Origin of the sequence: Nannocystis pusilla, from assembly GCF_020073745.1 — a bacterium.
Taxonomy (GTDB): Bacteria; Myxococcota_A; Polyangia; order Nannocystales; family Nannocystaceae; genus Nannocystis; species Nannocystis radixulma.
In genome coordinates this window covers 718,340-744,232 of record NZ_JAIRAU010000001.1, presented here as the reverse complement: position 1 = coordinate 744,232, position 25,893 = coordinate 718,340, and the positions used below count along the sequence as shown (strand labels likewise).

General features: G+C 72.6%; 12 protein-coding genes. 8 read left to right on the top strand and 4 right to left on the bottom strand.

Annotation, left to right across the window (positions count from 1 at the left end):
* Position 1 precedes the first annotated feature (1 nt).
* From clpB to K7C98_RS02900, 4 genes are all read left to right on the top strand, one after another.
* Positions 2-2,620, top strand: a complete 2,619-nt coding sequence (gene clpB / locus K7C98_RS02915; protein ID WP_224189948.1) for an ATP-dependent chaperone ClpB — start codon at positions 2-4, stop codon at positions 2,618-2,620.
* A gap of 328 nt (positions 2,621-2,948) precedes the next feature.
* A complete protein-coding gene (locus K7C98_RS02910; protein ID WP_224189947.1) occupies positions 2,949-4,004 on the top strand; it encodes a lysylphosphatidylglycerol synthase domain-containing protein in 1,056 nt (351 codons plus the stop codon).
* A gap of 151 nt (positions 4,005-4,155) precedes the next feature.
* Positions 4,156-5,673 carry a tetratricopeptide repeat protein gene (locus tag K7C98_RS02905; RefSeq protein WP_224189946.1) on the top strand — a complete coding sequence of 506 codons (1,518 nt, stop codon included), beginning with the start codon at positions 4,156-4,158 and terminating at the stop codon, positions 5,671-5,673.
* 821 nt (positions 5,674-6,494) lie between these two features.
* Positions 6,495-8,132: a SpoIIE family protein phosphatase gene (locus K7C98_RS02900; RefSeq protein WP_224189945.1), complete on the top strand. Its 1,638-nt coding sequence runs from the start codon at positions 6,495-6,497 to the stop codon at positions 8,130-8,132.
* Positions 8,133-8,491: 359 nt separating this feature from the next.
* Here K7C98_RS02900 and K7C98_RS02895 read toward each other — a convergent pair whose 3' ends face one another.
* Complete coding sequence (locus K7C98_RS02895; protein WP_224189944.1) at positions 8,492-9,508, bottom strand: hypothetical protein; 1,017 nt, start codon at positions 9,506-9,508, stop codon at positions 8,492-8,494.
* Between the two features lie 634 nt (positions 9,509-10,142).
* Here K7C98_RS02895 and K7C98_RS02890 point away from each other — a divergent pair.
* Both K7C98_RS02890 and K7C98_RS02885 read left to right on the top strand, forming a co-directional pair.
* Positions 10,143-11,009, top strand: a complete 867-nt coding sequence (locus K7C98_RS02890) for a PAS domain-containing protein (protein WP_224189943.1) — start codon at positions 10,143-10,145, stop codon at positions 11,007-11,009.
* Between the two features lie 122 nt (positions 11,010-11,131).
* Positions 11,132-15,640, top strand: coding sequence for a WGR domain-containing protein (locus K7C98_RS02885; RefSeq protein WP_224189942.1), 4,509 nt, complete (start codon positions 11,132-11,134; stop codon positions 15,638-15,640).
* A 126-nt stretch (positions 15,641-15,766) separates the two neighbouring features.
* Here the strand turns inward: K7C98_RS02885 and K7C98_RS02880 are convergent, their stop codons facing one another.
* Positions 15,767-18,676, bottom strand: a complete 2,910-nt coding sequence (locus tag K7C98_RS02880) for a tetratricopeptide repeat protein (RefSeq protein WP_224189941.1) — start codon at positions 18,674-18,676, stop codon at positions 15,767-15,769.
* Between the two features lie 937 nt (positions 18,677-19,613).
* On the opposite strand from K7C98_RS02880, the gene K7C98_RS02875 reads away from it, so the two are divergent.
* The gene (locus tag K7C98_RS02875; protein ID WP_224189940.1) at positions 19,614-20,162 is read left to right on the top strand and encodes a hypothetical protein; all 549 of its coding nucleotides are present in this window, start codon (positions 19,614-19,616) and stop codon (positions 20,160-20,162) included.
* A gap of 97 nt (positions 20,163-20,259) precedes the next feature.
* Here K7C98_RS02875 and K7C98_RS02870 read toward each other — a convergent pair whose 3' ends face one another.
* A complete protein-coding gene (locus tag K7C98_RS02870) occupies positions 20,260-21,120 on the bottom strand; it encodes a helix-turn-helix domain-containing protein (protein WP_224189939.1) in 861 nt (286 codons plus the stop codon).
* A gap of 54 nt (positions 21,121-21,174) precedes the next feature.
* On the opposite strand from K7C98_RS02870, the gene K7C98_RS02865 reads away from it, so the two are divergent.
* Entirely contained in the window at positions 21,175-21,537 is a 363-nt protein-coding gene (locus tag K7C98_RS02865; protein ID WP_224189938.1) for a GFA family protein, read from the top strand.
* A gap of 921 nt (positions 21,538-22,458) precedes the next feature.
* Here K7C98_RS02865 and K7C98_RS02860 read toward each other — a convergent pair.
* Entirely contained in the window at positions 22,459-25,632 is a 3,174-nt protein-coding gene (locus K7C98_RS02860) for a carboxypeptidase regulatory-like domain-containing protein (RefSeq protein ID WP_224189937.1), read from the bottom strand.
* Between the last annotated feature and the right edge of the window lie 261 nt (positions 25,633-25,893).

Sequence of the window (25,893 nt, the reverse complement as noted above, 5' to 3'; positions counted from 1 at the left end):
CATGGCCGTCTTCAACCCCGAAACTGCGACCCTCAAGACCCGCCAGGCGCTCGCTCACGCCCAGGCGATCAGCCGCGAGCTCGGCCACCCCGAGACCACGAGCCTCCACCTCCTCCTCGCCTCGCTGCAGCAGGAAGGCGGCCTCGCGTTGCCCCTGCTCGAGCGCACCGGCATCCACGGCGCCGCGGTCCTGCGCGCGATCCAGGGCGAGCTGGCCCGTCAGCCGCGCGTCCAGGGCAACGACCAGCCGCCGCCCTCGCACGAGCTGCGCGCCCTCCTCGACCTCGCCGCCGGCGAGGCCGAGCAGCTGCACGACCGCTTCGTCAGCACCGAGCATCTGATCCTCGCCTGCTTCAGCGACAAGGCCGCCAAGCAGAAGATCCGCGCGGCCGAGCTGCTCGGCAAGCTCGGCGGCAGCCGCGACCTGCTGCTGTCGGCGCTGGCCGAGATCCGCGGCACGCAGACGGTGCAGGACGAGAACCCCGAGCAGAAGTACGAGGTGCTGCAGAAGTACTGCCGCGACCTCACCGCGGCCGCGCGCGCCGGCAAGCTCGACCCGGTGATCGGGCGCGACGCGGAGATCCGGCGCGCGCTGCAGGTGCTGTCGCGCCGGACCAAGAACAACCCGGTGCTGATCGGCGACCCCGGCGTCGGCAAGACCGCCATCGCCGAGGGCATCGCCCAGCGGATCACCGCCGGCGACGTGCCCGAGAGCCTCAAGGACAAGAAGCTCCTCCAGCTCGACCTCGCCGCCCTCGTCGCCGGCGCCAAGTACCGCGGCGAATTCGAGGAGCGCCTCAAGGCCGTGCTGCAGGAGGTCGCGGCCGCCGGCGGCAACATCATCCTCTTCATCGACGAGCTCCACACCCTCGTCGGCGCCGGCAAGGCCGAGGGCGCTCAGGACGCCGCAAACATGCTCAAGCCGGCGCTCGCGCGCGGCGAGCTGCGCTGCATCGGCGCCACCACGCTCGACGAGTACCGCAAGCACATCGAGAAGGACAAGGCGCTCGAGCGCCGCTTCCAGCCGGTGATGATCGACGAGCCCAGCGTCGACGACACCATCGCCATCCTCCGCGGCCTGCGCGACAAGTTCGAGGCCCACCACGGCATCCGCATCCAGGACGCCGCGATCGTCGCCGCGGCCAAGCTCAGCCACCGCTACATCCAGAACCGCTTCCTCCCCGACAAGGCGATCGACCTCGTCGACGAGGCCGCGGCGCGGCTGAAGATGGAGGTCGAGAGCGTGCCGCTGCCGATCGACGAGCGCGAGCGCAAGATCACCCGCCTCGAGATCGAGCGGCAGGCGCTGCTGCGCGAGGAGAAGAGCCCGCAGGTCAAGAAGCGCGTCGGCGAGGTCGAGGCCGAGCTGGCGTCGCTGCGCGAGGAGGTCGCCGGGCTGCGCTCGCGCTGGCAGGCCGAGCGCGACCGCGTGCGCGAAATCAAGGAGCTCTCCGAGCAGATCGAGAACGTCAAGGCCGAGGCCGCGAGGGCCCAGCGCGGCGGCGACTACAACCGCGTCGCCGAGCTCACCTACGGGACCCTGCGCGCGCTCGAGAAGCAGCGCGAGGACGCCCGCGCCAGGCTCGAGGAGGCGGCGAAGAGCAAGGACGCGTTCGTCCGCGAGGTCGTCACCGACGAGGACATCGCCGGCATCGTCAGCCGCTGGACCGGGATCCCCGTCAGTCGCATGCTCGCCAGCGAGGCCCAGCGGCTGGTCGACATGGAGTCCGTGCTCGAGCGCCGCGTCGTCGGCCAGCACGAGGCCGTCCACCGCGTGGCCCAGGCCGTCCGCCAGAGCCGCGCCGGCCTGTCCGACCCGGCGCGCCCGATCGGCTCGTTCCTGTTCCTCGGCCCGACCGGCGTCGGCAAGACCGAGCTGGCCAAGGCGCTCGCCGAGTTCCTGTTCGACGACGAGCGCCACGTCGTGCGCATCGACATGAGCGAGTACATGGAGAAGTTCTCCGTCTCGCGCCTGATCGGCTCGCCGCCCGGCTACGTCGGCCACGAGGAGGGCGGCCAGCTGACCGAGGCGATCCGCCGCCGGCCCTACAGCGTGGTCCTGCTCGACGAGATCGAGAAGGCCCACCCCGAGGTCTTCAACCTCCTGCTGCAGGTCCTCGACGACGGCCGCCTCACCGACAGCCAGGGCCACGTGGTCGACTTCCGCAACACCATCATCCTCATGACCAGCAACATCGGCAGCGAGCTCGCCGCCGAGGGGCTGACCGGCAAGGCGCTCGAGCAGGCGCGCGAGCAGGTGCTGCGGCGCCACTTCCGGCCCGAGTTCCTCAACCGCCTCGACGGCGTCGTCTCGTTCAAGCCGCTCCAGCGCGAGGACATGATGGGGATCCTCGACATCCAGCTGGCCCGCATCGAGGACCGCCTGGCCCAGCGCGAGATCCACCTCGAGGTCGCGCCCGAGGCCAAGCGCCAGCTCGCCGACCGCGGCTACGACCCGACCTACGGCGCGCGCCCGCTCAAGCGCCTGCTGCAGAACGTCCTGCTCGACCCGCTGGCCACCCGGATCCTCGCCGGCGAGATCCGCCCCGGCCAGACCGTCGCCGCCGCCGTCGGCAAGGACGAAGAGGGCGAGCCGAGCATCGACCTGAAGATCAAATGACCCTCATGACATGTCTCTGAAGACATCTTCCGCGCGACCGCCCCGGCCGCGCGCGGATGCTGTCGTCGGCGACATGAACCTCGAGGTCGAGGAGCGCTCGTGTCCCGAGCGACAGGTCCGCTCCCGAGCGCCGGGCACTGATTTCCTCGCCTTCGAGCTCTCGGCGGTGATTCCTCGCCTTCGCCCCCGCCGATCGGCGCGACAGGTGCGAGATCTCTGCGCGTTGCCGGTCCACACTCGCGCGCCGCGCTCGCGTCGCGGCCCTCCTCACGGCGCCTCCTGCGGCCGCCGCTTCCGCCGCGGGCGGCGGACGCCGTAGAGTGGCGCCGTGGTCGGGCCCACACCTCCGCGACGGCGCGCCGTGTTGTGGGGCGCGTCGTGCGTCGGCGCCGTGGTGCTGTTGTGGCTCGCCTCGCGGCGGGTCCCGCTGTGGCCCGACGTCTTGCACCTCCCGCGCCCCGACCTCCTCGCGCTCGCCGTCCTGCTGCATGTCCCCTACAGCCTCACGCGGGCCGCGCGGCTGCGCTGGGCCTTGCCGCCGAGCGTACCTGTCTCTCGGGACTTGTTGCTCGGCAGCGGCCTGGTCTCGTTCCTCGTCATCTTGTTGTTGCCGTTGCGGCTCGGCGAGCTGTCGCGGCCGTTGATCCTCGCGCGCGCCGGCGTCGCCGGGCTCGGCATGCCCGAGGCGGTCGCCGCGATCGCCTCCGAGCGGCTGCTCGACGGCCTGCTCGTGGTCGGCATGTTGTTCCTCGGCCTCGGCCTGTCGACCGCCTTCAGCCCCGAGTTCGCCGCGCTCGTGGGTTCGGTCGAGCGCTTCGGTCTGGCCTCGGGCGCCGTGTTCGCCGGCCTGCTGCTCGCGCTCGTGTTCCTGGCCTTCACCCCCCCGCGGCACCACGAGCGCCTCGGCGGCCTCGTGCGTCCGCTCCTCGGCGCGCGCCTCGGCGAGTTCGTGCTCCACCTCGCGGCCGCCCTGCGCCCGCTCTTCACCAGCGCCCGGGGTCTCGCCCTCGCGCTGGCCTCGATCCTCTACTGGGCGATCACCCTCCTGCAGTTGTGGCTGGTGTTGCGGGCTTGCGGCCTCGACCTCGGCCCTGGCGAGGCCGCCGTGATCGTCGCCGTCGTCGGCCTCAGCATCCAGCTGCCGGGCGGGCCGGCGCAGGTCGGCAGCTTCCAGTTCGGCGCCGCCCTGGCCCTGCAGTTGTTCGTCGGCCCCGCCGATCTGCTCGGGCCTGGGGCCAGCTTCGGCGCCCTGATGTACCTGCTCGGCCTCGTCGGCGCCGCCGCCCTGGCCCTCCCCGGCCTCGTCCTCCTCGGCCGCGACCGGCGCCGGAGCCCGGCCGATCCCTCGCCGGGCGGCCCTTCCGAAGCCCGTCCGATCGCCTGACCGTCGCGTAATTCTCCCGCCCCGGCCCGGGTGCGTGGCCTTCCACGCCATGGCGTCGGCCCCCGCCCCCGCGCCTGGGCGTTGCTGGACGGCCGCCCCCGCGGGTATGCTCCGCCCGCTCGGGGCCCCTGCGTCCCGGGCTGGAGAGTTCATGTCGCGCGACCTTCGTACGCTTCGCCAGTCCTTCCGTCCCGGTCTGCTGGGCCTGTTCGCCCTGACCCTCACCACCGCGGCGTGCGGCAAGAAGGGCGACACCACCGCCCCGGGCGAGAAGGGCATGTCGGTCGAGGAGGCCGACCGCAAGCGGGCCGAGGCGCAGAAGGCGGCCAAGGCCGACACGCTGGTCGCGCTGGCCAACAAGGACCTCGCCAGCGGCCGCTGGGCCTCCGCGCGCGACCGGGCCAAGCGGGCGCTCGAGGCCGAGTCGAAGAACGCCGACGCCTACGCGGTGCTCGGGGCCGCGAGCTGGCGCGCGGGTGACTACGTCGGCTCGACCAAGGCCTTCAAGGAGGCGCTCGAGCTCGACCGCAAGAACTTCGGCGCGGCCGTCGGCCTCGGCCGCAACTACCAGGCCGCGGGCGACCACAAGTCGGCGATCGAGCTGCAGGACACGATCCTGGCCGCCGACCAGAACCAGATCGACCCGCTGCTGATCAAGCTGTGGAGCTACTACGCCCAGCTCGACGCCGCCAACGCGGTCAAGACGCTCGACGCGGTGTTCAAGCTGATCGAGCCCGACAACCCGCTGCTGCCGCTGCTGCAGAGCCACGCCGCGTTCATGCGCCCGCTCGAGGGCAAGGGCGAGCTGGCCAAGGTCGAGGGCGCCAAGGGCACCTCCGACCTGCAGATCGATCCGACCCAGGGCCTCAAGCACGCCGGCGCGACGATCGGCGGCGAGTATGCGCGGGTGCTCCTGCTCGAGCTGCGCGAGGAGGCGCGGATCCACAAGGCCCTGGCCGACCAGCTCAAGCTGAAGGAGATCGCCAAGATCAAGACCTTCGGCAGCGACGCCGAGACCAGCATCGTGCTCGTCCCCGAGGTCAAGTTCGGCGACCTCAAGATCACCAACATCCCGGCGATCGTCGACGACCTCTCGACCTTCGGCCTCGGCGAGACCCCCGGGCTCCTGCTCGGTCGCCAGGTCCTGAGCAAGATCGGCGCGATCACCTTCGACTTCCCCAACGCCTCGCTCGAGCTGCAGAGCGCCCCGCCGACCGGCGCGCCCGCGGGCGCGATCGCCTCGCCGCTGCTCCTGCTCGACCTCCACCTGTTCCTCGTCCCGAGCGTCCCCGTCGTCCTCGACGGCTCCGACCAGCAGTTCTACGCCTGGCTCGGCGGCTCCTACGGCACGGCCCTCACCGTCGCCAAGAAGAACTACCTCAAGAGCGGCCACCTGCCCCGCGAGCTCGACCCGCTCGACGACCCCAACGCCGGCCTCAAGATGGTCTACATCGACCAGGCCAAGCTCGGCGAGCTCGGGGTCAAGGGCGTCGGCGGCCTCGTCCTCGCCAACACCCCGCCCGACGGCGGCCTCGCCCAGGTCGTCGAGCTCGGCGGCTTCGAGCTCGGCGGCTACATCAACGTGCCCCTGCTCAAGAACCTGAAGGTCACCTACGCCCTCTCGCAGGGCCAGGTGTACTTCACCCCGAAGACCCCCGCCGGCAAGTGACCGCCCGGCGCGACGCGACGTCGCGCTCGTCCATCCCTCGCACCGCCGAAGACGCGGGCCCTGCAGCGCAGCGGCCCGCGTCGCTCGTCGTGCCCCACGACCACCACGCCTCGCCCCGCATCACTCCGGGGCATCGCACGCTCTCCGCATCGCAACCTCCGACGTCGCCCCGCATCACTCCCGGGCATCACTCCCGCTCTCCGCATCGCAACCTCCGAGGTCCCCCGCATCACTCCCGGGCATCACTCCCGCTCTCCGCGTCGCAACCTCCGACGTCGCCCCGCATCACTCCGAGGCATCACACGCTCTCCGCGTCGCAACCTCCGACGTCGCCTCCGCATCACTCCGGGGCACCGCTCTCCGCGTCGCAACCTCCGACGTCGCCCCGCATCACTCCCGGGCATCACTCCCGCTCTCCGCGTCGCAACCTCCGACGTCGCCTCCGCATCACTCCGGGGCACCGCTCTCCGCGTCGCAACCTCCGACGTCGCCCCGCATCACAACCGCGGCCCCGAGCTGCCCCCGCACGCACCACGCGCCGCGGCGCGACACGAAGTCACCGCCGCGCGGAGGCGACTCACTCGGTCGCGGCTCGCGTGGGCGCCGACCTCCGGTCCTCGCGTGCACCTGCAGCGAACCGCCGGGCCTTCGAGTCCCTCGCCCGGGCCCCCTCGCCGCGAACACGCCGGCGAGGCCGAGCGGCTCCCCCGCAACCCCCGCCCGCCCGGCTGCACCGGACCGGGGGGCCCGCCTGGCCGCGGCTGCGGCCGTGCGGGAGCGTCCGCGCGCCCCCGCCCGCGCTTTTGGTTTATCGTGGATCCGTGGCCGGATGGTTGGAGATCCGCCGGGGCCAGGCTCCCGTCACCAACGTCAACCTCGTCGGGCGTCGCGTCGTCGTCGGCCGCTCTCCTGACTGCGACGTCGTCCTCAACACCACCTCGGTCTCGCGCCAGCACGCCGAGCTGATCTGCGACGAAGCCGGCTGGCGCGTGCGCGACCTCGGCAGCCGCAACGGCACCGGCGTCAACGGCACCCGCGTCGCCGGCGAGCGGGCCTTGCAGTCGGGCGACGTCCTGCGCATCGACGAGTTCGACCTCGTCTTCCACGCCGGCCCCGCTCCGCTGCGCCCCGCCGCGCGCCCGCGCACCAGCGTCACCGACGGCGCCTTCGGGCCCGCGCGCACCCTGCAGGAGCTGGGGCCGCCGAAGATCGACGCCTCGCACCTCTCGCGCGTCCTCGGCTTCAGCGCCGCGCTGCTGGCCGAGGCGCAGGCCGACCAGCGCATGCTCCGGCTGTGCGAGCTGATGACCAGCGCGCACTTCCACGGCAACGCCGCCGTGGTCCTGCGGATCCTCCGCGCCGACGCCAGCGCGCCCGAGATTCTCTCGGGTCCCACCGGCGCCGGCGGCGAGCCGCCGATCAGCCGCTCGGTGATCAAGGCCGTGCTCGCCAGCGAGAACCCGGTGCTCGCCAGCTCCGGCCCGGCCGGCCCGCGCAAGGTCGACATGGTCCAGATGTCGGTCGTGTTCGGCGGCCAGGCCACCGCCGCCGTCGCCTGCCCGATCCGCGGCGACGCCGAGCACCTCGACGTCCTCTACGTCATGTTCCCCGGCCAGTACGGCACCGCCGAGTGGCTCGCCCTCGCCTCGCTCGCGTCCGCCATGTACCGCCAGGCCGAGGACGCCTGGTCGGCGCGCGAGGCGGCCCAGCGCCAGGCCCTGCTCGAGGAGGAGCTGCGGCGCGCCGCCGCGATCCAGGCCCGACTTGTCCCGCGGGACATGTCCTCCGGTTCACTTCAGATCGGCTTCGGCTTCACCCCGTGCAAGGGCGTCGGCGGCGACTACGTCGACGCGCTCGCCACCCGCGACGGCCGCGTCCTCGTCACCGTCATGGACGTCGCCGGCAAGGGCATCGACGCCGCGCTGATCGCCTCCGGCCTGCACACCACCGTCCACCTCGCGGTGCGCCAGGGCATGTCGCTGCCGGACCTGGTCCACACCCTCAACCGCCAGCTGCTCGACACCTGGAGCGGCGAGACCTTCGTGACCCTCGCGGCCGCGCTCATCGACCCGCGCACCGGCGCGCTCGAGGCCGTCAACTGCGGCCACCCTGCGCCGATGGTCGTCAGCCCGAACGGGGCCATCCGCGAGCTCCGCCTCGCCGAGGGCATGCCGATCGGCCTCCTCGACATCGACCTCGAGCTCAGCACCGACCGCCTCCGCCCCGGCGAGCTGCTCCTCCTCTACTCCGACGGCCTGTCCGAGTGTTTTAATGAGGAAGACAAGATCCTCGGCGTCGACGGCCTCACCGAGATGGTCGCCGACATCCGCCGCGCCACCGGCCGCAAGCCCGACCTCGAGTGGTTCGAAGGCCAGCTCAAGGACCGCCTCGCCGCCCACCGCGGCCGCGCCCCCGCCTCCGACGACATCAGCTTCGCCCTCGCCCTGTTCGGCGCCTAGTACAGCCGCCTCAAGTACCCCAGGGGTCGCTCGCCGGCAGTGTCGGCGGCTCCTCGCGGCCGCGCGACGAGAGCACCGAATTTTCGGCGTCACCATCCCTCGGCGAACTCGGGGGTGGCTGTACTCGTTCAGCCGCTCCAAAGTTCGCCAGGGTTGCTCGACGGCAGTGTCGGCGGCTCTTCGCGGCCGCGCGACGAAGCACCGAATTTTCGGCGTCACCATCCCTCGGCGAACTTCGGGGGTGGCTCTACCAATTCTCCGCCACGCCGGCCGCATCGCTCGTCGGTCACCCGACATGCTCGCGCCTCGCCGACTTGTCGGAGCCCGCGCAGCCGCCGCTCGGCGCCCTCACCCCGACCTCACTCGTCTGCGCTGTCCGCCAGCGGGCTCATCGGGGTGCCGGTCGGCGCGAGGACGAGGCTGTCGAGCACGAACGCGTCGCCGAGCTGATCACGACCGAAGTCGGCGCGCCTCCCCTCGCCCTCGAGGAGGTACCGACCTTCGCGCAGCGCGATCTGTTCGACGCGGAGCTCTCGCACCCCACCTCGCATCAATTCGACGGCCCACGGCATGCCCGCCACGCCCGGCGCCGGCAGGATGCGCACCACCCGTCCGTCGACGGTCGGAAGATCGACGGGCTCGCCGCGTTGCAGCCGCGCTCGGGCATGCTCGGTGCGTCGAGGATAGCCGTGCTCGACCAGCGCGAAGTACAGGCCGGCGCGATGGCCGGGGGCGCGCCCCTCCTGCTGATCGCGGAAATTCCAGACGCTCTTCATCGACGCGAGGAACCCGAGCTTCACGCGGTCGCGGAGGAGCAGGACCATCTCGACGTTGGTCGGAGTCGCGGGCTTCGGATAGCCGGGGCGGCGCGTGTAGATGTTCGTGCCGTGCTCGAAGAAGAGGATCTCGTCGTCGTCGTAGCGAGCGACGATCTTCGAGAGGTCGCCGCCCTCGACCACGCCCACGTCGAGTCCATCGCTACCCACGACCGCGCTCACGCCCTCGCGCTTCGGTCGGAAGAGGAACGTGAAGACGAGCGTCAGCCCGGCGATCAGCCCGATCACGATCGGGAGGCCGTCCATGCTCCGCTGGACGAGCAGCACGACGGCACCGAGCAGGCCGCCGAACACGCCGCCGATCGCCAGCGCCGGCTTCAAGGCCTTCATCCAGAGATCGCCCGGTGACGCCCGCGGGCCGAGCGTCGAGATGTTGTAGCCGTCGTGGCCCAGCTCGGAGAACGCGAAGATCGGAGCGCCGATCGCCGGCGCCGCGGGACCGACCATCATGAGGTGCGGATTTGCGGGCTTCTTCGTCTCCGTGGGCAGCGTCGAGAGCGGGACAAGCGAGAGCGATCCGCCGGAAGAAGAGCCCGTCATGGCGCGCCATGGTACTCGAACGCGCGCTCGACCCGACCCGGAAGAAGCGTGGGCCGGCGCCCCCCAGGGGCCCGCGTCGAGGGCTATCAACCCCCGAACCCGGACGGCGGGAGCACTGCATCGCTCTGCGTTTCACCGGCCCGCACTTCAGCGGCCACGACCCCTGCGACCGGCACATGTTGTGATTCCGAGAGAAGCTTTCGCCAAGTGCCTCGCAAGTGAACACCACGATGCCGACCTAGAGCGGTTCAGTCTGTTCAGCCATGTCTTCAAGGACATGCCTTCAAAGACATGTCATTTGCGCTTTTTTCGCGCCCGCCGACCTCCGCGATCCGCGCTCGCGCCGTGGGACCGCCGCCGGGCGCGACCGCTGCACGTGCCACGGCTCGCGTCTTCGCGCGCGACCTGGCCCGGCCGGCGCGCAGCGCTCGTGGCAGTCTGCCCCGGCGACAGCGACCTCGACCACGCCCAGCCCCTGCTGCTGCCGCGACGGCATCACTCGCGCGGCCGCGACCTCGCGGGACATGTTCTCGAGGACATCCTCGCGCGCGCTCGCCGACCGCGAACTCGAGGTCGCTCGTCTGCGCCTGAGTCACGGCTTGCCCGATCACTCCGTTTCTGTAACGTGGCCGTCATGAGCGACGGCACCGGCGACGAGCTCGCGGCCCTGCGCGCGGAGAACGAGCGCCTGCGGGCCGAGCTGTCCGCCATGGTCCTGGCCGAGGAGCGCTTCCGGGTCCTGTTCGAGCACTCGTCGGACGCCCACCTGATCCTCGCGCCGACCGGGATCGTCGACTGCAACAGCGCCGCGCTGAAGATGCTGCGCTGCGACGACCGCTCGCGCCTGCGCAACCTCCACCCGGCCGCGCTCTCGCCCGAGCGGCAGCCCGACGGTCGCCTGTCGCGCGAGAAGTCGATCGAGATGGACGACACGGCGCGCGCTCGCGGCGTGCACCGCTTCGAGTGGATGCACCGGCGCATGGACGGCGAGGAGTTCCCGGTCGAGGTCACGCTCACGCCGGTGCGCCTGCCCGACGGTCCGGTGCTGCTGGTCGTGTGGCGCGACCTCACCGAGCAACGCGCCCGCGAGGCCGAGCTGCGCGAGCAGGCCGTCCAGCTCGCGCTGCAGCAACAGACGATCCGCCGCCTCTCGACCCCGATCATCCGCGTCGCCGCCGGCGTCCTGCTGGTCCCGATCGTCGGCGACCTCGATCGCGACGGCGCCGCGGCGATGATGGACACGTTGCTGCGGGCGGTCTCCGACCACGGCGCCCGCACGGTGATCGTCGACCTCACCGGCGCCGAGGACCTCGACGAGGCGACCACCGCGGCGCTGGTGCGTATCGGCGCCGCGGCGGCGCTGCTCGGGGCCGACGCCGTGCTCGCGGGGATCCAGCCGCCGCTGGCCCGTACCCTGGTCGCCCTCGGCGTCGACCTGTCGCGCCTGCGCACCACCAGCACCGCCGGACAGGCGATCGCCGCCGCCCTCGCGCATCGCTGACGACCTGTCCTAAAATACAGGTATTGGAACCCGGGCAGCGACCCGGAAGATTCGCCCGTCGCGGCGCGGAGTCGCGCACGGCGGGGTGACGTCCACGCGCGCACCTTTTATCCTCCCGCGCGATGCCGAAAGCGAAGCAGAAGTCGAAGCAGAAGGTCACTGCCAAGAAGAAGGCCGCCAGGAAGGCACAGGCCAACAAGTCGGCGAAGCCCGCAGCCGCGAAGGCCAAGAAGAAGGCCGCCAAGAAGGCCGCCCCCAAGAAGGCCGCCCCCAAGAAGTCCGCCTCCAAGAAGGCCGCCAAGAAAAAGGCCGCCAAGAAAAAGTCCGCCTCCAAGAAGGCCGCCAAGAAGGCCGCCCCCAAGAAGGCCGCCAAGAAATCCGCCCCCAAGAAGGCCGCCAAGAAGTCCGCCCCCAAGAAGGCCGCCAAGAAGTCCGCCCCCAAGAAGTCCGCCCCCAAGAAGGCCGCCAAGAAGGCCGCCCCCAGGAAGGCCGCCAAGAAGTCCGCCCCCAAGAAGGCCGCCCCCAAGCAGGCCGCCAAGCCCGCGAAGCGTCCCGCGCTGGGACCTGCCTCGCCGGAGGTGCTGGAGGCGCGGAGGTTCTACGCCCTCCCGATCGACGGCGACGCCTTCGCGGCCAGCGACGAGGGCCTGACCGATCGGTCAGGCCCCGATCTGGTCGCCGCCCACCTCGGGCGCAACTTCGGCTACTTCGGCGCGATCGACAAGACGCTGTCCGGCTTCTACATCCTCGACGACGAAGGGGATAACTACCACCTCGCCGACCTGCGTGACAGCGGTCAGGTCTGGTGGCAGGACCACGAGACCCGCGAGGTCTCGCTCCGGTTCGACAGCATCGACGACTACGTCGCCTTCCGCGAGGCTTGCAAGGAGGCCGACGAGGACGACGACAACGAAGAGGACGACGACGACATCGCCGCCCGCTTCCGCCCGCGCAAGTTCAAGGCGACGGGAGAGCGCAAGCCGAGCACCGCCGACCTGCTGGCCCGCTATCAGTGGCTCATGTGGTTGTTCGCCCGCAGCGCCGAGCTGCGCGGGCAGACCCTCGACAGCGACGAGGACATGGCCCAGCGGGCCTTCGGTCACCTGCACCGGGCCTTCAGCAGCGCCGCCGCCGAGGCCAGGGCCTTCGCCGCCGAGCGCACCCGCCTCGGCGACGACCCGCACCTCGGCATCTACTGGCTGCTGCACACCAGTGTGCTCGCCGACCACGCCCGCCGCGACGAGGTCGTCGCCGCCCTCGCCGCCAGCGAGCACCCGCTCGTCCACGCCTTCGTCGCCGCCTTCGGCGGCCTCGCCCCCGACGGCGACATCCCCGCCGCGCCCGGCTTCCGCACCCGTCGCTCGCAGCTCCTCGTCTACACCGGCGTCGGCGTCGACGGCGAGCCCGGCGACGTCGAGCGCCTGATCGCCGCCCTCTTCGCCGACCCAGTCACCCACGGCTTCGTCAAGGCCCTGCGCCTCGTCGAGGCCGCCGAGGCCGCCGGCGCGCTCGATCGCCTGCACGCCCTCGTCGCCGCCGGACCCCCCGGGGTCGAGCTCGGCTTTCAGGCCCTGGCCGCCCTGCTCGACGCCCGCGCCGGCGCGACGCACAGCCGCGCGACCGACGCTGTCCTTCAGGACATGCATGAACGTACAGACATCGATCTGCTGGCCGCCGTGCTCGAGCCGCTGGCCCCGCTGGCGACCGACCGCGAGCGCGTGCGCCAGCTGTTCGACGGCGCCCTCGCGCGCGACCCCTACCACTGGGGCCTGCTGCACGGCGCCAAGGCGGCGGCCGAGCGCGACGGCGACAGCGCGCGCGTCGAGCACTTCGCCGCCCGGATCGCCCCGCTCGCCGAGGTGCGGCCGCTGATGCTGCAGATCTTCAGCGAGGACGACGACGAACGCGAGCGCGCGCTCAAGAAGCTCCGCGACCTCGAGCCGGCGCAGCGCCTCCTGCTCGCGCGGCGCCTGCTCGTCATGGCCAGCCAGATCGCCGCCGACGCGCTCGCGGCCGCCGTCGACGTCCTGCTCGCCGCCGACGACAGCGCCGCCCTCGCCGACCTGCAGGCGGCGGCGCTCGGGTTGAAGGACCCGTCCGAGTTCGCCCAGCTGCTCGCCGAGCTGCGCGAGGACGGCATCGTCGACCTCGCCGACCCGCTCCTGCCGACCTTCCAGGCCCTGCTGCTGCGGCCCGAGAGCGGCGGGTTCATGGACGACGACTGGAAGGAGGACCTCGTCAAGACTCTGGCGCCGATCGCCCACGAGCCGGCGATCTTCGACTGGTTGCTGGCCGCGCTGGCCGAGGACAGCCGGCACGCGCTGCGCGACGAGATCCTCTCGAAGTTGTTCATCGCCTACAGCGACAACGAGGTCGTCGCCCGCCTGTCCGAAGGGCAAGCCGATCGCCTCGTCCGGCTGGCCGCGCGCCTCGGCGTCAAGCCGGCCAAGGTCGGCGGCGACGACGACGACGACGACGACGTCTTCCCGGCGATCCACGTCTACCACGCCGCCGGTCGCGTCCTGTTCTACTTCACCAACCCTGGCGGGTTGCCGGCCGTCGCGGAGCTCCTCGCCGACGCGACCGACAAGGAGCTGACCAGCAACCTCTACAGCGCGCTCCGCCACATCAAGACCGAGGCTGCGCTCGGGCACCTGCGTTCGCGCCTGTTCGTCGAGCACAGGCAGATCTGGTACCTGTGCAACGCCGTCGCCGAGACCTTCGACGACGCCGCGCACCCGGCGATCATGGCCGAGCTCGAGCGCACCCGCAGCGACCACGCCGCCAACAGCTACGCGGTCGTCCTCCTCGACTTCGAGAGCGACACGAAGAAGAAGCCGCACGCCTACGTCGCCGCGATCGCGCGGGCCGTGCTCGCCTGGCCCGAGCCGACCGACGCGCGCGCCCGCGGCCAGCGCAAGTTCGTGCTGATGCACGCGGTCCGCCTCGGGCTCGAGAGCGGCGACCACGAGCTGGTGCGGCAGGCCCACGCGGCCGCGCAGGCGATCGAGGAGCCGCCGTTCTCCAACCTGAGCGAGCTGCACTACGACCGCCGCACCGACGACCCGTGGGGGTCGCTCAAGGCCAGGGACCGCAAGCAGCTCGAGCGCGTGCTGGCCGGCTCGACCGCCGCCGCGGAGCCGCGCAAGGCCGCCAGGCCGCTGAAGAAGATCAGCGACGACGCGCTCGCCGAGCTCGCCGGCGTGCCGATCGATCGCCGCTTCCTCACCACGCCCGAGGGCGAGGTGTGGTTCTTCGACAAGCAGGACCGCCTGCACGTGTTCGACGGCCAGGAGGTCGCCGCGCCGAAGTTCGAGTTCGTCCGCGAGCTCGACGACCTCGGGGCCTTCCTCGCCGGCGCCGAGCGCTGCGACGGCCACGTCGTCCACTGGAGCGCCTCGGCCGGCGAGTTCCGCGACATCGCCCGCTACGGCGACCGCGTGCTCGTGTCCGAGGGCGCCAACAACGGCCGCTTCGTCACTCTCGGCTTCGTCGGCGACGGGCCCGAGGCCGGCGCCGAGCTGTACCGCAAGATCGCCGACAACCCGGCCAAGGACTGGTTCGTCGCCGACGCCTGGTACGTGCCGCGGCGCGGCGGCGTCCAGCGCACCTACTACGCGCCGCTCCCCGACGGCAAGTACAACGACGAGCGCGACCACGTGTACGAGCTCGGCGAGACCCCCGAGGCCCTGGCCGACGTCGAGGCCCGCGTGCTCGCGCTGCTGCAGCGCCCCGGCGCCCGCGTGGCCTGCATCGAGTGGATGGACAACCTCCGCCGCCCGGGCGACATGGGCCTGCTCGAGTACTTCCGGGACCGCGCCCGCGAAGACGGCCGCTCGCCGAGCTGGCACCTCGAGGCGTTCGCCGAGTTCGAGCGGCTGCTGAGCGAGTGGGGCTGGGCGCCCGCCGTACCTGGCCTTTCGGTCAGCCGAGGCGCGCCCGCCGACGAGGCGGCGATCGCCCGCTTCGCCGCCGCCGCCGGGGCCGAGGTGCCGGAGAAGCTGCGCGACGCGTGGGCCCACGGCCCGCTGGCGTGGCGGCTCGGCGAGCGCGGCCTGGCGCTCCTCGGGCCCGACGACGCGCTCGCGCGCGGGCCGGCGCTCGCGGCCGCGGTCGAGGCCGTCGCGGCCGGGTTGCCGCCCGCGCGGGCCGAGGGCGTGCGCGCGCTGCTGGCCGGCGCGCAGGTGCTGATCGAGGACGCGCAGCAGCGGCCGGTGGTGCTGTTCGTGCCGAACTCGCCGTCGCGCGGCGACGGCCGCGTGTTCGTCGAATACGACGTCTCCGGCCCGCCGGACGACCTGTGGTTCGACGGCGCGTTCGCGTGGTTCATCGCCGGGTCGCTGGCCCGCCCGTTCGTGGCGGCGCTCGGCGAGGCCTGCCCCGAGCTGCGCGGCCTGCCCTACGGGGCCCGCCGCCACCCCGACGTCGTCCGCCGCCGCTACCAGCACGACGGCAAGTTCTGGGAGGTCGTGTTCGACCCGCAGGCCGCCTTCGTGCTGACCCGCTTCGGCAAGCTCGGCGCGGCCGGCAGCGAGAAGCTGCGCCGGTTCGCCGACGGCGACGAGGCCCGCGCGCAGTTCGACAGGCTGGTCAAGGAGAAGACCGGCGAGGGCTATCGCCTCGCCGGCTGAGGCCCCGCGCGAATTGTGGTCTTTCAGGGCATGCTCCTCGGAGCATGCCCTTTTGTTCATGTCTTTATGAACATGCTTTGAAGTCGCGCGACGCAACACGTGAACATCATCGAGCCGGGCCCGCCGCTACCGCCCGGCCTCCCACGCGTCGAGCTGCTGGATCCCGCGCTGCCCCGCGGCCCCGGCGCGCGTCAATGCCTCGCGCGCGGCGCGGGCGGCGGTCACGGCCTCGGCCTCGGCCCCGGTGGCGCGCAGCGCCTGGGCGCGCGCGAGGTGCATGAGGCCGAGGTCGCCGGGGTCGCTGGTGGCGTCGGCGACGTTCTTGAGCGCGCGGTCGACGTGCTCCAGGGCGTCGGCGGGCCGCCGCTCGAGCAGGTCGACCTGCGCCTGTCCCAAGAGACAGAGCCCGAGTTCGGGGTGATCGGCGCCGAGGGCCTTCTCGCGGATCTCGCAGCCCCGCTGATAGGCAGCGCGCGCCCCGGGGTAGTCGGCGAGGTCGCGGCGGGCGTCGCCGATGAAGGTGAAGACGCCGGCGAGCGCCGGGTGCTCGGCGCCGAGCGCCTCCTCGAGGTGCGCCTGCGCGGCCGCCAGCTCGACCAGCGCCTCGTCTGGCTTTCCGGACAGCTGCAGCATGCCGCCGATGTTCTGCCGCAGCAGCCCGACCATCGGGTCCTGCGGGTTGATGGCGACGAGGATCGCCCGCGAGCGCTGCATCGCGGCGATCGCTTCGGGGTAGCGGTTCTGCCGCTCGAGGCTGAGGGCGAGGTTGTTGAGCGGCTGCGCCAGCTCGGGGTGGGTCGGCCCGTGCGACTTCTCGACGATCGCCACCGCGCGCTCGAACAGCGCCCGCGCCTCGTCGTACGAGCCGCCGCGCAGCTTGGAGGCTCCGAGGCTGTTGATCAGGTTGGCCAGGCGCGGGTGATCCACGCCGTGGACCTTCTCGTACAGCTCGATCGCCTCCTGCAGCGGCGCCTCGGCGGCGGCGCTCTCGCCCGCGGCGATCTCGATCATGCCGACCTGGTGCAGCCACTGCGCGCGCTCGCGGTCGGGCTGGCCGCGCCGGCGCAGCAGCGCCTCGGCGTGGTCGGACCACGGCTGCGCGTCGGCCTTGCGCCCGAGCTTGTAGCCGAGCACGAACATCTCCTGCATCAGCGCGTCCCACAGGGTCTCGTCGTCGCGGTCGGCCACCGCCTGCCACACCGCCGCGGCCGCGCTGACCCGCGCCGACTGATCGTCGCCGGACTCGCGCTGGGCCCGCGCCAGCGCCAGCCGGGTCGCGGCGGTCAAGCTCGGGTCGTCGAGCGCGGCCGCCTCGGTCGCCAGCGTCGTGAGCTCGGCGAGCGCGTCCTTGGCCTTGCCGGCGCTGACCTTGGCCCGCCCGGCCCGCAGCCGCTCGCGCAGCGCCTCGCTGCGCGCCGGGTCGGCCGAGGGCCGCGAGGCCCCGCCGCGCAGCGCCTCGACGTCGGCGCACCGCTGCAGCCCCGGCAGCGCCACCACCGCCTCGGACGCCCGCTTCACCACCTGCTTGTCGGCGTGCTCGAGCAGGTCGACCAGCGCGCCCAGGTCCTGCAGCCGGTGCTGCAGGCAGGCCATGCGCAGGTCCATCAGCTCGGCCGACTGCTCGCCGCGCACCTGTGTCGCAGAACATGTCTCTTCGTACATGTTCTTCCAGTCCTCCGCGTAGCGGTCGACGAGGGCCGCGGCCCCGGCCCACGCCCCGGCCGCGTAGGGCAGGCCGCTGGCCGTGAACGCCGCCTCGACGGCCGCGCGCCGGCCGGCGTGCCACACCTCGCCGACGCGCGCCGCCCCGCCCTCGCACACGCCGGGACCGGTCATCGCCCACGCGGTGCCGCCGGCGACCGCCGCCGCCAGCAGGGTCCCGCCGAGCGCCAGCACCCGCCGCTGTCGACGCGCGCGCCCGGCCTGGAGGTCGTGCAGCAGCGCGTCCATCCGCGGGTACCTGGCCTCTCGGTCAGGTTGTAGCCCGCGCAGGCACAGGCGGTACAGCCAGCCCGGGACGTCGCTGCCGCGCGCCGGCGGCTCGCGCTGGCTGCTGCGGGCCTTGCGAGCCAGCTCCTCGATCGTCGCGCCGGTGAACGGGCGCTTGCCGTAGAGCGCCTCGAACAGGGCCACGCAGAAGCTGAACTGGTCGGTGCGCGGGTCGACCGCGACGCCCGCGTGCTGCTCCGGTGACATGTACGCCGGCGTGCCGACGATCGCGCCGTAGCGGGTGATCTGCGTGTCGAGGGCGCTGACGCTGCCCGACTCGGCCGGGCGCGGGGCGGCCTCGCGCTCCTCGTCGCGGCGCGCCAGCCCGAAGTCGGCCACCTGCGCGCGCAGCTTGCCGGTCGCGGCGTCGGTGCTGAGCAGCACGTTGTCGGGCTTGAAGTCGCGGTGCACCAGCCCGACCGCGTGCGCCGCCGCCAGCCCGGCCCCGGCCTGGGCGAACACGTCGACGACCTCGGTCCACGGCCTCCGCGTGGCGATCCACGCGCGCAGGTCGGTGCCCTCGACCAGGTCCATGGCGATGAACACCTGGTCCTCGCGGTGCGCCCCGACGTCGAACACCGGCACCACGTTGGGGTGCGACAGCCGGGCCATCGCCTGCGCCTCGCGGATCAGCCGCGTGCGCGCCTCGCCGACCGCCGCCCCGTGCAGCAGCTTGATCGCCACCTTGCGGTCGAGGTCGGGGTCGTAGGCCTTGAACACCGCCCCCATCCCGCCGGCCCCGAGCTGTTTGATGATGAGATAGCGACCGAGCGTGCGCTCCGGCAGCTGCGCCTCGCCGCCGGCCGGGATGCTCGCCGTGGTCCGCTCGACGTCGGCCGGCGCGATGCTCACGCGCGTCCGCTCGAGGTCGGCCGAGACGCTCGCCCGCGTCTGCTCGACATCGACCGCCGCGACGCTGGCCTGGGCCCGCTCGAGGCTGTCCGGCCGCACCACCGTCTCCTCGACGCTCCCCACGCTCACCGCCGGCGCGGTGGTCTCCTCGAGGCGATCTGTCGCCTGTTTATCGGGCCATGTCCTCTTGGACATCTGCGTGCGCTCGTTCATCGGCCCTCGCCGGCCCATCATCGTCGATGCCGGCCGCCCGGCCAACCTCTCGCGAGCGGGCGCATGCGCTCGCCCGGCTCGCTTCCGCGCCGCTCAGGGAACGCCGCAGGCGTCCCATCGCCATGCTCCCGCTCGTCGCCGGCGCGGTGCGGCGCACCAGAGCCGCCCGCAAGTCCCGCTCACGGAGCATCCACCGCCGGGGTCGTCCGCTAGCGAACCAGCGCCGCGAGCCGTCTTTCGCGTCGCCCTCGCCCGGCCTCCGGCACGCGGGCAAGGCGCCAGCGAGGCCCGGAACAGCGACAGCTACCCGCCGGGCCGCACAGTCAAGAGCGAACCTCGCCGGGTCGTGCGGCAGTCGGGCGGAGCGCGAGCGTCGCCGAGGCACTCGGCCGAGCGCACCCATGCCTGTCGCCGGGAGCGAGCGCGACGGCGCTGCAGCCTCGATCACACCGCCTCCGGCGAACCGGCGTCCAGGACCTGACCAATGAGTCATGCTTCTTTACACATGTCCTATTAAACATGCCCTTATCGCCATGCCTCCGGTGCTCGCAGGACTCACCGTACGCGACGACGCGGGCTGCGGTCGGCGGCCGAGCTCGCGCTCGTCGTCGTTTCCGGCCGCGGCCCACCACGATTCCGCTCGCGCCGCCGCCCGCGCACGGCTGCTCTCGCCCGCGAGATCGAGCCGTGCCCGACACCTCGCACGCGCTGAGCGACGAGTATCCTGAACGGATCGCCGGGCGCTTCGCCTCCTCCCTCGCCGGCCTGTCTGGCGCTTCGGCGCTCGCCGCGGCGACAGCCGCCCCACTGCGCCGCCGACGTCTCCGCCCGCGAGTATTCACTATAGTGAATACTCGCCGCGGCGCTCGTCACGGAGCCGCGTTGTCGGCGTCGCCGGCTGTTGATACGGTCGAGTCGAGTGAGCTGGACTGCCTTTATTCTCGCGCTCGCGGGCGCGGCCGCGACATCGACGACCAGCGCGAAGGCCGAGGCCGCGGCGAAGCCGGGGATCGAGGTGTTGCGGGTCAAGCGTGACTTCGGCAAGCCGCACTTCGACCTCGCGATCGACGCCTGGCTCGACGACGGCGCGACCCGCCTCGACGAGGCGCGCCTGTGGTGGGTCAACACCGCCGAGCAGGACCGCCGCAAGCCGCTCGGGCCGATGGTCGAGCGCATGGTCAAGCTGCGCTACCGCCGGGGCTCGAGCCGCTCGTTGACCGTGACCGTGACCGGCGACGGCAAGGAGTTCGCGTTCGTCGTCGAGCTCGGCGACGCCGGCCAGCTGCACGCCTTCGTCGCCGTCGACACCGACGACGGCCGCCACGTCCCCCGCTGCCGCACCACCAGCGCCCGCCTGATCGCCCACCGCGTGCTCGGCCTGCCGGTCGGCCTCGCCCGCGTCTCCGTGACCTGCAGCGACGAGCACGGCGGCCTCCACAAGGGCACCGTCCGCCACCGCGACGTCTGACCCCGGGCGAGCTTTACATGTCCTGAAGGACAGCCGCATTCATTGTCGCGTCACATGTCCCCGAGAACATGTGCCCCTCGCGCCGGGTCCGAGCACCTCAGAGGATCGTGATGCCGGTCGTCGCGCCGCTTTCGGGAAAAGTGCCTGCTGCGGCCTGGGCGGCGCAGCGGGCCGCGTACTCGCTCGGGGCGCTGCCGATCAGCGCCTTGAAGTCGCGGATGAAGTGGGCTTGATCGAAGTAGCCGAGCTCGGCGGCCAGGCTCGCGCCGTCGAGGACGCGGCCGGCGGCCAGGCGTTCGGCGGCCTCGTGGAGGCGGAAGCAGCGGATGACCCACTTGGGGCCGACGCCGACGTAGCGGCGGAACAGCCGCTGCAGCGTGCGGGCGGGGATCTGCGCCAGCTCGGCGAGGTCCTCGACGCGGGCGACCGCCGGGCGGTCGAGCGCCAGCTGGACCACCTCGATCACCCGGTCGACCCCCGCGTCGCGCCGCGGCGAGAGCTCGCGCAGGAACGCCTCGACCAGGGCGATCTGCGCCGCCTCGTCGTCGACCGCGAGCACGCCGGCGGCGAGCTCGTCGGCGCGGGGGCCGAACACCTCGCGCAGCGGCGCGCTGCGGTCGGTCAGCTGCGACAGCGGCCGGCCCAGGAACGGGAAGAACGCCCCCGGGCGGAACTTCGTGCCGAACACCCTGCCCTCGCCGATCAGCTGCACCCCCGAGCGCCGCGTCTCGCAGCCGTGGATCGCCGCGCCGTGCTCCGTGATCGTCAGGTTCACGCACGGGTGCGGCAGCGTCTCCTGCACGTGCGGCGGGCGCCCGCGCAGGTCCCAGCGGACCGTCCAGTGGCGCTCGATCCACGGCGACAGGTCGTCCGCCGGGGCGTGGCGCACCAGCTGGAAGTGAGCGCGTGCCGCGTGCGGATGAAGGACCCCTCCCGGGCGCGTGCTTGCGCGGCGCATCGTCGTGTCGCATTTCTACAATACGCGGCCCGCCCGCGACAGGAGGATCTCGCCATGACCCAAGCAAGCAAGCACTCCGGCGGATGCCACTGCGGCAAGGTCCGCTACGACGTCAACGTCGACCTCGGCCAGCCCGTCCTCTCCTGCAACTGCAGCATCTGCGGCAAGACCAGCGTCCTGCTGGCCTTCGTGCCCAGGACCGAGTTCCGCCTGACCTCCGGCGAGGCCGACCTCACCGACTACCTTTTTGCCAGCAAGACCATCCACCACCTGTTCTGCAACACCTGCGGCGTCCGCTCCTTCGGCCGCGGCGTCGGCCCCGACGGCACCGAGATGGTCGCCGTCAACGTCCGCTGCCTCGATGACGTCGACGTCGCCAAGCTCGCCGTCAACCACTACGACGGCAAGAGCGTCTGAGTTCTGCTGCGAGCAAGGACATGTCTCAAAAAACATGTCCCTACGACCTTTCTGCTACTCGCGCGAGCAAGGGCTTCCGCGGGCCCGTCCGCACGAGCGAGACAGACGCGGCATGGCTCTTCAGACATGCCCTATCGACCACTCCGCGTCGAACATCTCTCGCGTCACTCAGCGTCGGCACGAGCTCTCTGCCCAGACAGAAGCGGGGCCCGCGACGATCGTCGCGAGGCGGGGCGGGGGTGGCGAGAATGGGACGCAATGGGACGCAGCGAGGGCTGCAGGCGCGGGATGAATCTTCGGACATGCCCCATCGACCACTCCGCATCGAGCTCTTCTCGCGTCACTCGGCGTCGGCACGAGCTCTCTGCCCACACAGAAGCGGGGCCCACGACGATCGTCGCGGGGCGGGGCGGGGGTGGCGAGAATGGGACGCAGCGAGGGGCCCCATGCCTGACGCGCAGACGCGGGATGACTCTTCGGACATGCCCCATCGACCACTCCGCGTCGAGCATCTCTCGCGTCACTCAGCGTCGGCACGAGCTCTCTGCCCACACAGAAGCGGGGCCCACGACGATCGTCGCGGGGCGGGGCGGGGGTGGCGAGAATGGGACGCAGCGAGGGGCCCCATGCCTGACGCGCAGACGCGGGATGACTCTTCGGACATGCCCCATCGACCACTCCGCGTCGAGCATCTGGCATGGCAGGTCTCGCGTCGCGAGGGACCCGTTCTCGCCACCCCCGCCCCGCCCCTCCCAGGTCTTCACGGCCCCGCGTTGCCGAAGCGGAGAAGTTCGTCGCACGGCCTCAGGGTGTCGAGCGGAGAAGTTCGTCGCACGGCCTCAGGTTGTCGGAGCGGAGAAGTTCGTCGCACGGCCCCGCGTTGCCGAAGCGGAGAAGTTCGTCGCACGGCCTCGAGCGGAGTCATCTCGGCTTGCGCTCCGCCGCCTCGAACGTGACCGTCTGCCGGCTGCCCGCGCGGTCCAGCTCGAGCGTCACGCTCTGTCCCCCGCGGATGTTGAAGCTCGACAGCAGCCGCTCCGCCCCCTCGGGCGCCAGGCTGGTGACCGCAGTCCCGTCGACCGCCACCACCTCGTCGCCTGGCAGCACCCCCGCCTTGTCGGCCGGCCCGTCGATCGTCACCGCCTCGATCCACAGCCGCTTCGGCGCCTTCGGGTCCTCCTTCTCGGTCAGCGGCGGCGGCGTCTCGCCGAGGGGTCGCGGGCGGCCCGCCTCGGTCGCCAGGCGGGTTCGCAGCCCGAGCTCGCCGCGCTGGTCCTTCGGCACCTTGACGACCGCCACCCCCGCCACCGTCCCCAGGTCCTTCTCCGCCCCGGGCTCGAGCGAGTACTTCGCCGTCGCCACCTGGCTGCGGTCGAGCAGGTCGCTGTCGATGAATTGCAGCTCGCCCTCGCCGGCGGCGATGTGACCGATCTCGAAGCGACCGGTCGCGTCGGTGCGCGGGCCCTTGCCGAGCAGCGTCCCGAGCATGTCGCCGGTCCGCATGCCCTTGCCCATCGCCATCACCTTCACCCCGGAGAGCGGCTGCCCGGTGCGTCCGTCGAGCAGGACCCCGCGCAGCTTGCCCCACGGCTGCAGGTCGAGCGTGACCGCGGCGCGCTCGCCGGGCTTCAGCTCGAGCTCGTGCTCGCGGCGGCCCGCGTCGGCCACCGCGATCAGCGTGTACTTGCCTGGGTCGCGGTGGTCGAGGTGCGTCCTGCCCTCGGCGCTGTCGACGGTCTCCTGGTCGTTGGAGGTCCCGCCGTTCGGGCGGTGGTAGGTCACGTGCAGCTCGTAGCGCGGCACCGCCTTGCCCTCTGCGCGGGCCGTCACCGTCAGTTCGGCCAGCGGCACCACCTGCAGGCGCACGTCTGTCCCCGGGGACACCCCGGCGAGCTCGACGCGCGCGCTGCCCTTGAGCCCCTCGGCGCGCAGCGTGTAGGGGCGGCGGGCCAGGCCGGTGAGCTCGAACCGGCCGTCCTCGCCCGACAGCACCGGCTCGCCGCGCCCGGCGAAGATCGACGCGCCGCCCTGCTCCGCCGGGTCCTTCGGCGGCTGCGGCACGAGCCCGACCTTCTCGTTCGCCTTCGCCGCCTCGGGGCGGTGGAACATCGCCTCGGCCGCGTCCTTCTGCTCCGGCGCCGCGGTGATCCACGCGTCGGCCGCGGGCGCGCCGCTCGGGTCGAGCACCACCCCGCGCAGCACCCCGTCGCGGACCTCGACCGCGAGGTCGACCCCCGGCGTCACGACCGCGGCCGCGATGGTCTTGCGCGCCGGTTCGTACGACCTGTCCGCAGGGACATCCCAGCGGATCACGTTGCCCGCGCGGTCGAGCACCCGCAGCTCGTACTCGCCGCCGTCGAGCCCGCGCGCCGTGTACGTGCCGTCCTCCGCGATCGGGTGGCGGTCGGGCGAGCCCCCGGCGGAGAACGTGAACGACCCCCCGCCCTCGTCGCGCGGCTTGATCGCCTGGATCTGCACGCTGCCGCCCTTCAGCGGCGCGCCGCGGGCGTCGACGACCCGGCCGGTGATCGTCGCCCGCGGCTCGAGCGCCACCACCAGGCCGGAAGCGCCGCGCTCGCCGACCTCGACGTCGAGCTGGCCGCGGCTGCCGTCGGGCGCCTCGGCGATCACGCGCAGCTTGCCCGGCTTGACCGGCTTGAGCGCGAACTCGCCGCGGGCGTCGGCGCGGCTGCGCACGAACATGTTCCCGAGGCTGGCGAGCACCGACATGAAGCCGGCCTCCTCGTCGGCGAGCGTCAGCGACACCGCGGCCGGCGTCGGCGGCTCGACGCGCCCGCGCAGCTCGACCCCGCGGTCGAGCTCGACGATCACCCCGGTCACGTCGGCGTCGGCGATCGTGACCGACGGGCCGCCGAGGATCTCCGGCAGCGCCTGCTCCGCGATCGAGCCGAGCGTGTAGGTCCCCGGTCGCACGCCGAACACCTCGAAGTAGCCGTCGACCGCGCTCGGGCCGGTGGCCGGGCGCAGGGCCATCGGCGTCAGCGAGAACGCGCCGACCATCACGCCGTCGAGGGCCTTGCGCGGGTCGTCCTTCGGCACGACGAAGCCGGAGATCTTGAAGGCCCGCTCGACGCGGACCTCGACCCCGGTGAGCGCCTCGCCGATCCCCAGCTCGATCTTCGTCGGCTCGCGCGAGGCGTGCCCGGCCGCCGCGGCCCACAGCGCGTGCGCTCCGGAGGACAGCCCGACGAGGCGGAAATTGCCGCGCGCGTCGCTGACCGCCGAGACCCCGCCGAACCCGCCGAACTCGCCGGCGCTGACGATCGCCCCCTCGACCGGCGCGTCGCCCGGGACGCCGCGCACCGTGCCCTCGACCGTCGCCGCCGGCACCAGCCGCAGCTCGACCGAGCGCGGCCCGCCGGCCACGTCGACCGTCTCGCCGTCGCCGGTGTAGTCGGCGTGCCAGGCGCTGACCTGATACACGCCGTCGCTGACCTGCACCGCGAATTTCCCCTCCGCGTCGCTGACCGCCGGGAACGAGGCGCGGCTGAACTGGATCAGGTTGCCCTCGCCCTGGCGATCGATCGCCACGATCGCGCCCTCGACCGGCCCGCCGCCGATGTCGCTGACGGTGCCGCGCAGCGCGTGACCGCCGGGGGCGAGCGCCAGGTCGAGGCCGGCGTTGGCCGCACCTGACTGGAGCGACAGGTCGTTACGGACAGCCGGTAGATAGCCCGCGGCCGAGGCGCTGAGGATGTAGTGACCCGGGGCGACCAGCGGCACCGACCAGTCGCCGCCGTCGTCGGTGCGGACGGTGAGCGGCGCGCCCGACTCGCCGGGCCCGATCGGGCGGGCCAGCCCCTTGGGCCGCAGGAGCACCAGCGCGCCGGCGATCCCCCGCCCGCTGGCGGCGTCGACCACCCGCCCCGCCGCCGAGCACGGCGAGATGTCGACCTCGCCGCGCGCCCGCGCCTCCGCCCGCACCCGCGCGATCTCGGCCTGCCGCGCCTTCTTGTCGGACCCCGCCGCGGCCGGGTCCGCGACCGGCGGCCCGCCGGGCTGCCGCCACCAGAGCTCGAGCAGCAGCGCGACCAACCCCACGACGACGCCGATCAGGAGCAACTTGCGCGACACGGCGGCAGTGTCGACCAGACGGAGCCCGCCGCGCAAGCGCGATGACATACCCGAATTGACATGACCATAAGGACATTTCACTTCGAGCCTCGGGTCGCCGCGCAGCGTGAGCCACGCGACCTCGCTGCACCCCTGGTCGGCGGCGCGGGTGCTGCCCGGGCTTCACCTGCGGCGGCCGCCCGGGCCATGCATCACCGCGACCTCCGGGGCGACCGTCGAGCGATGCATCGCTTCGCACGCGTATGCTCGCACGGGCCCCGC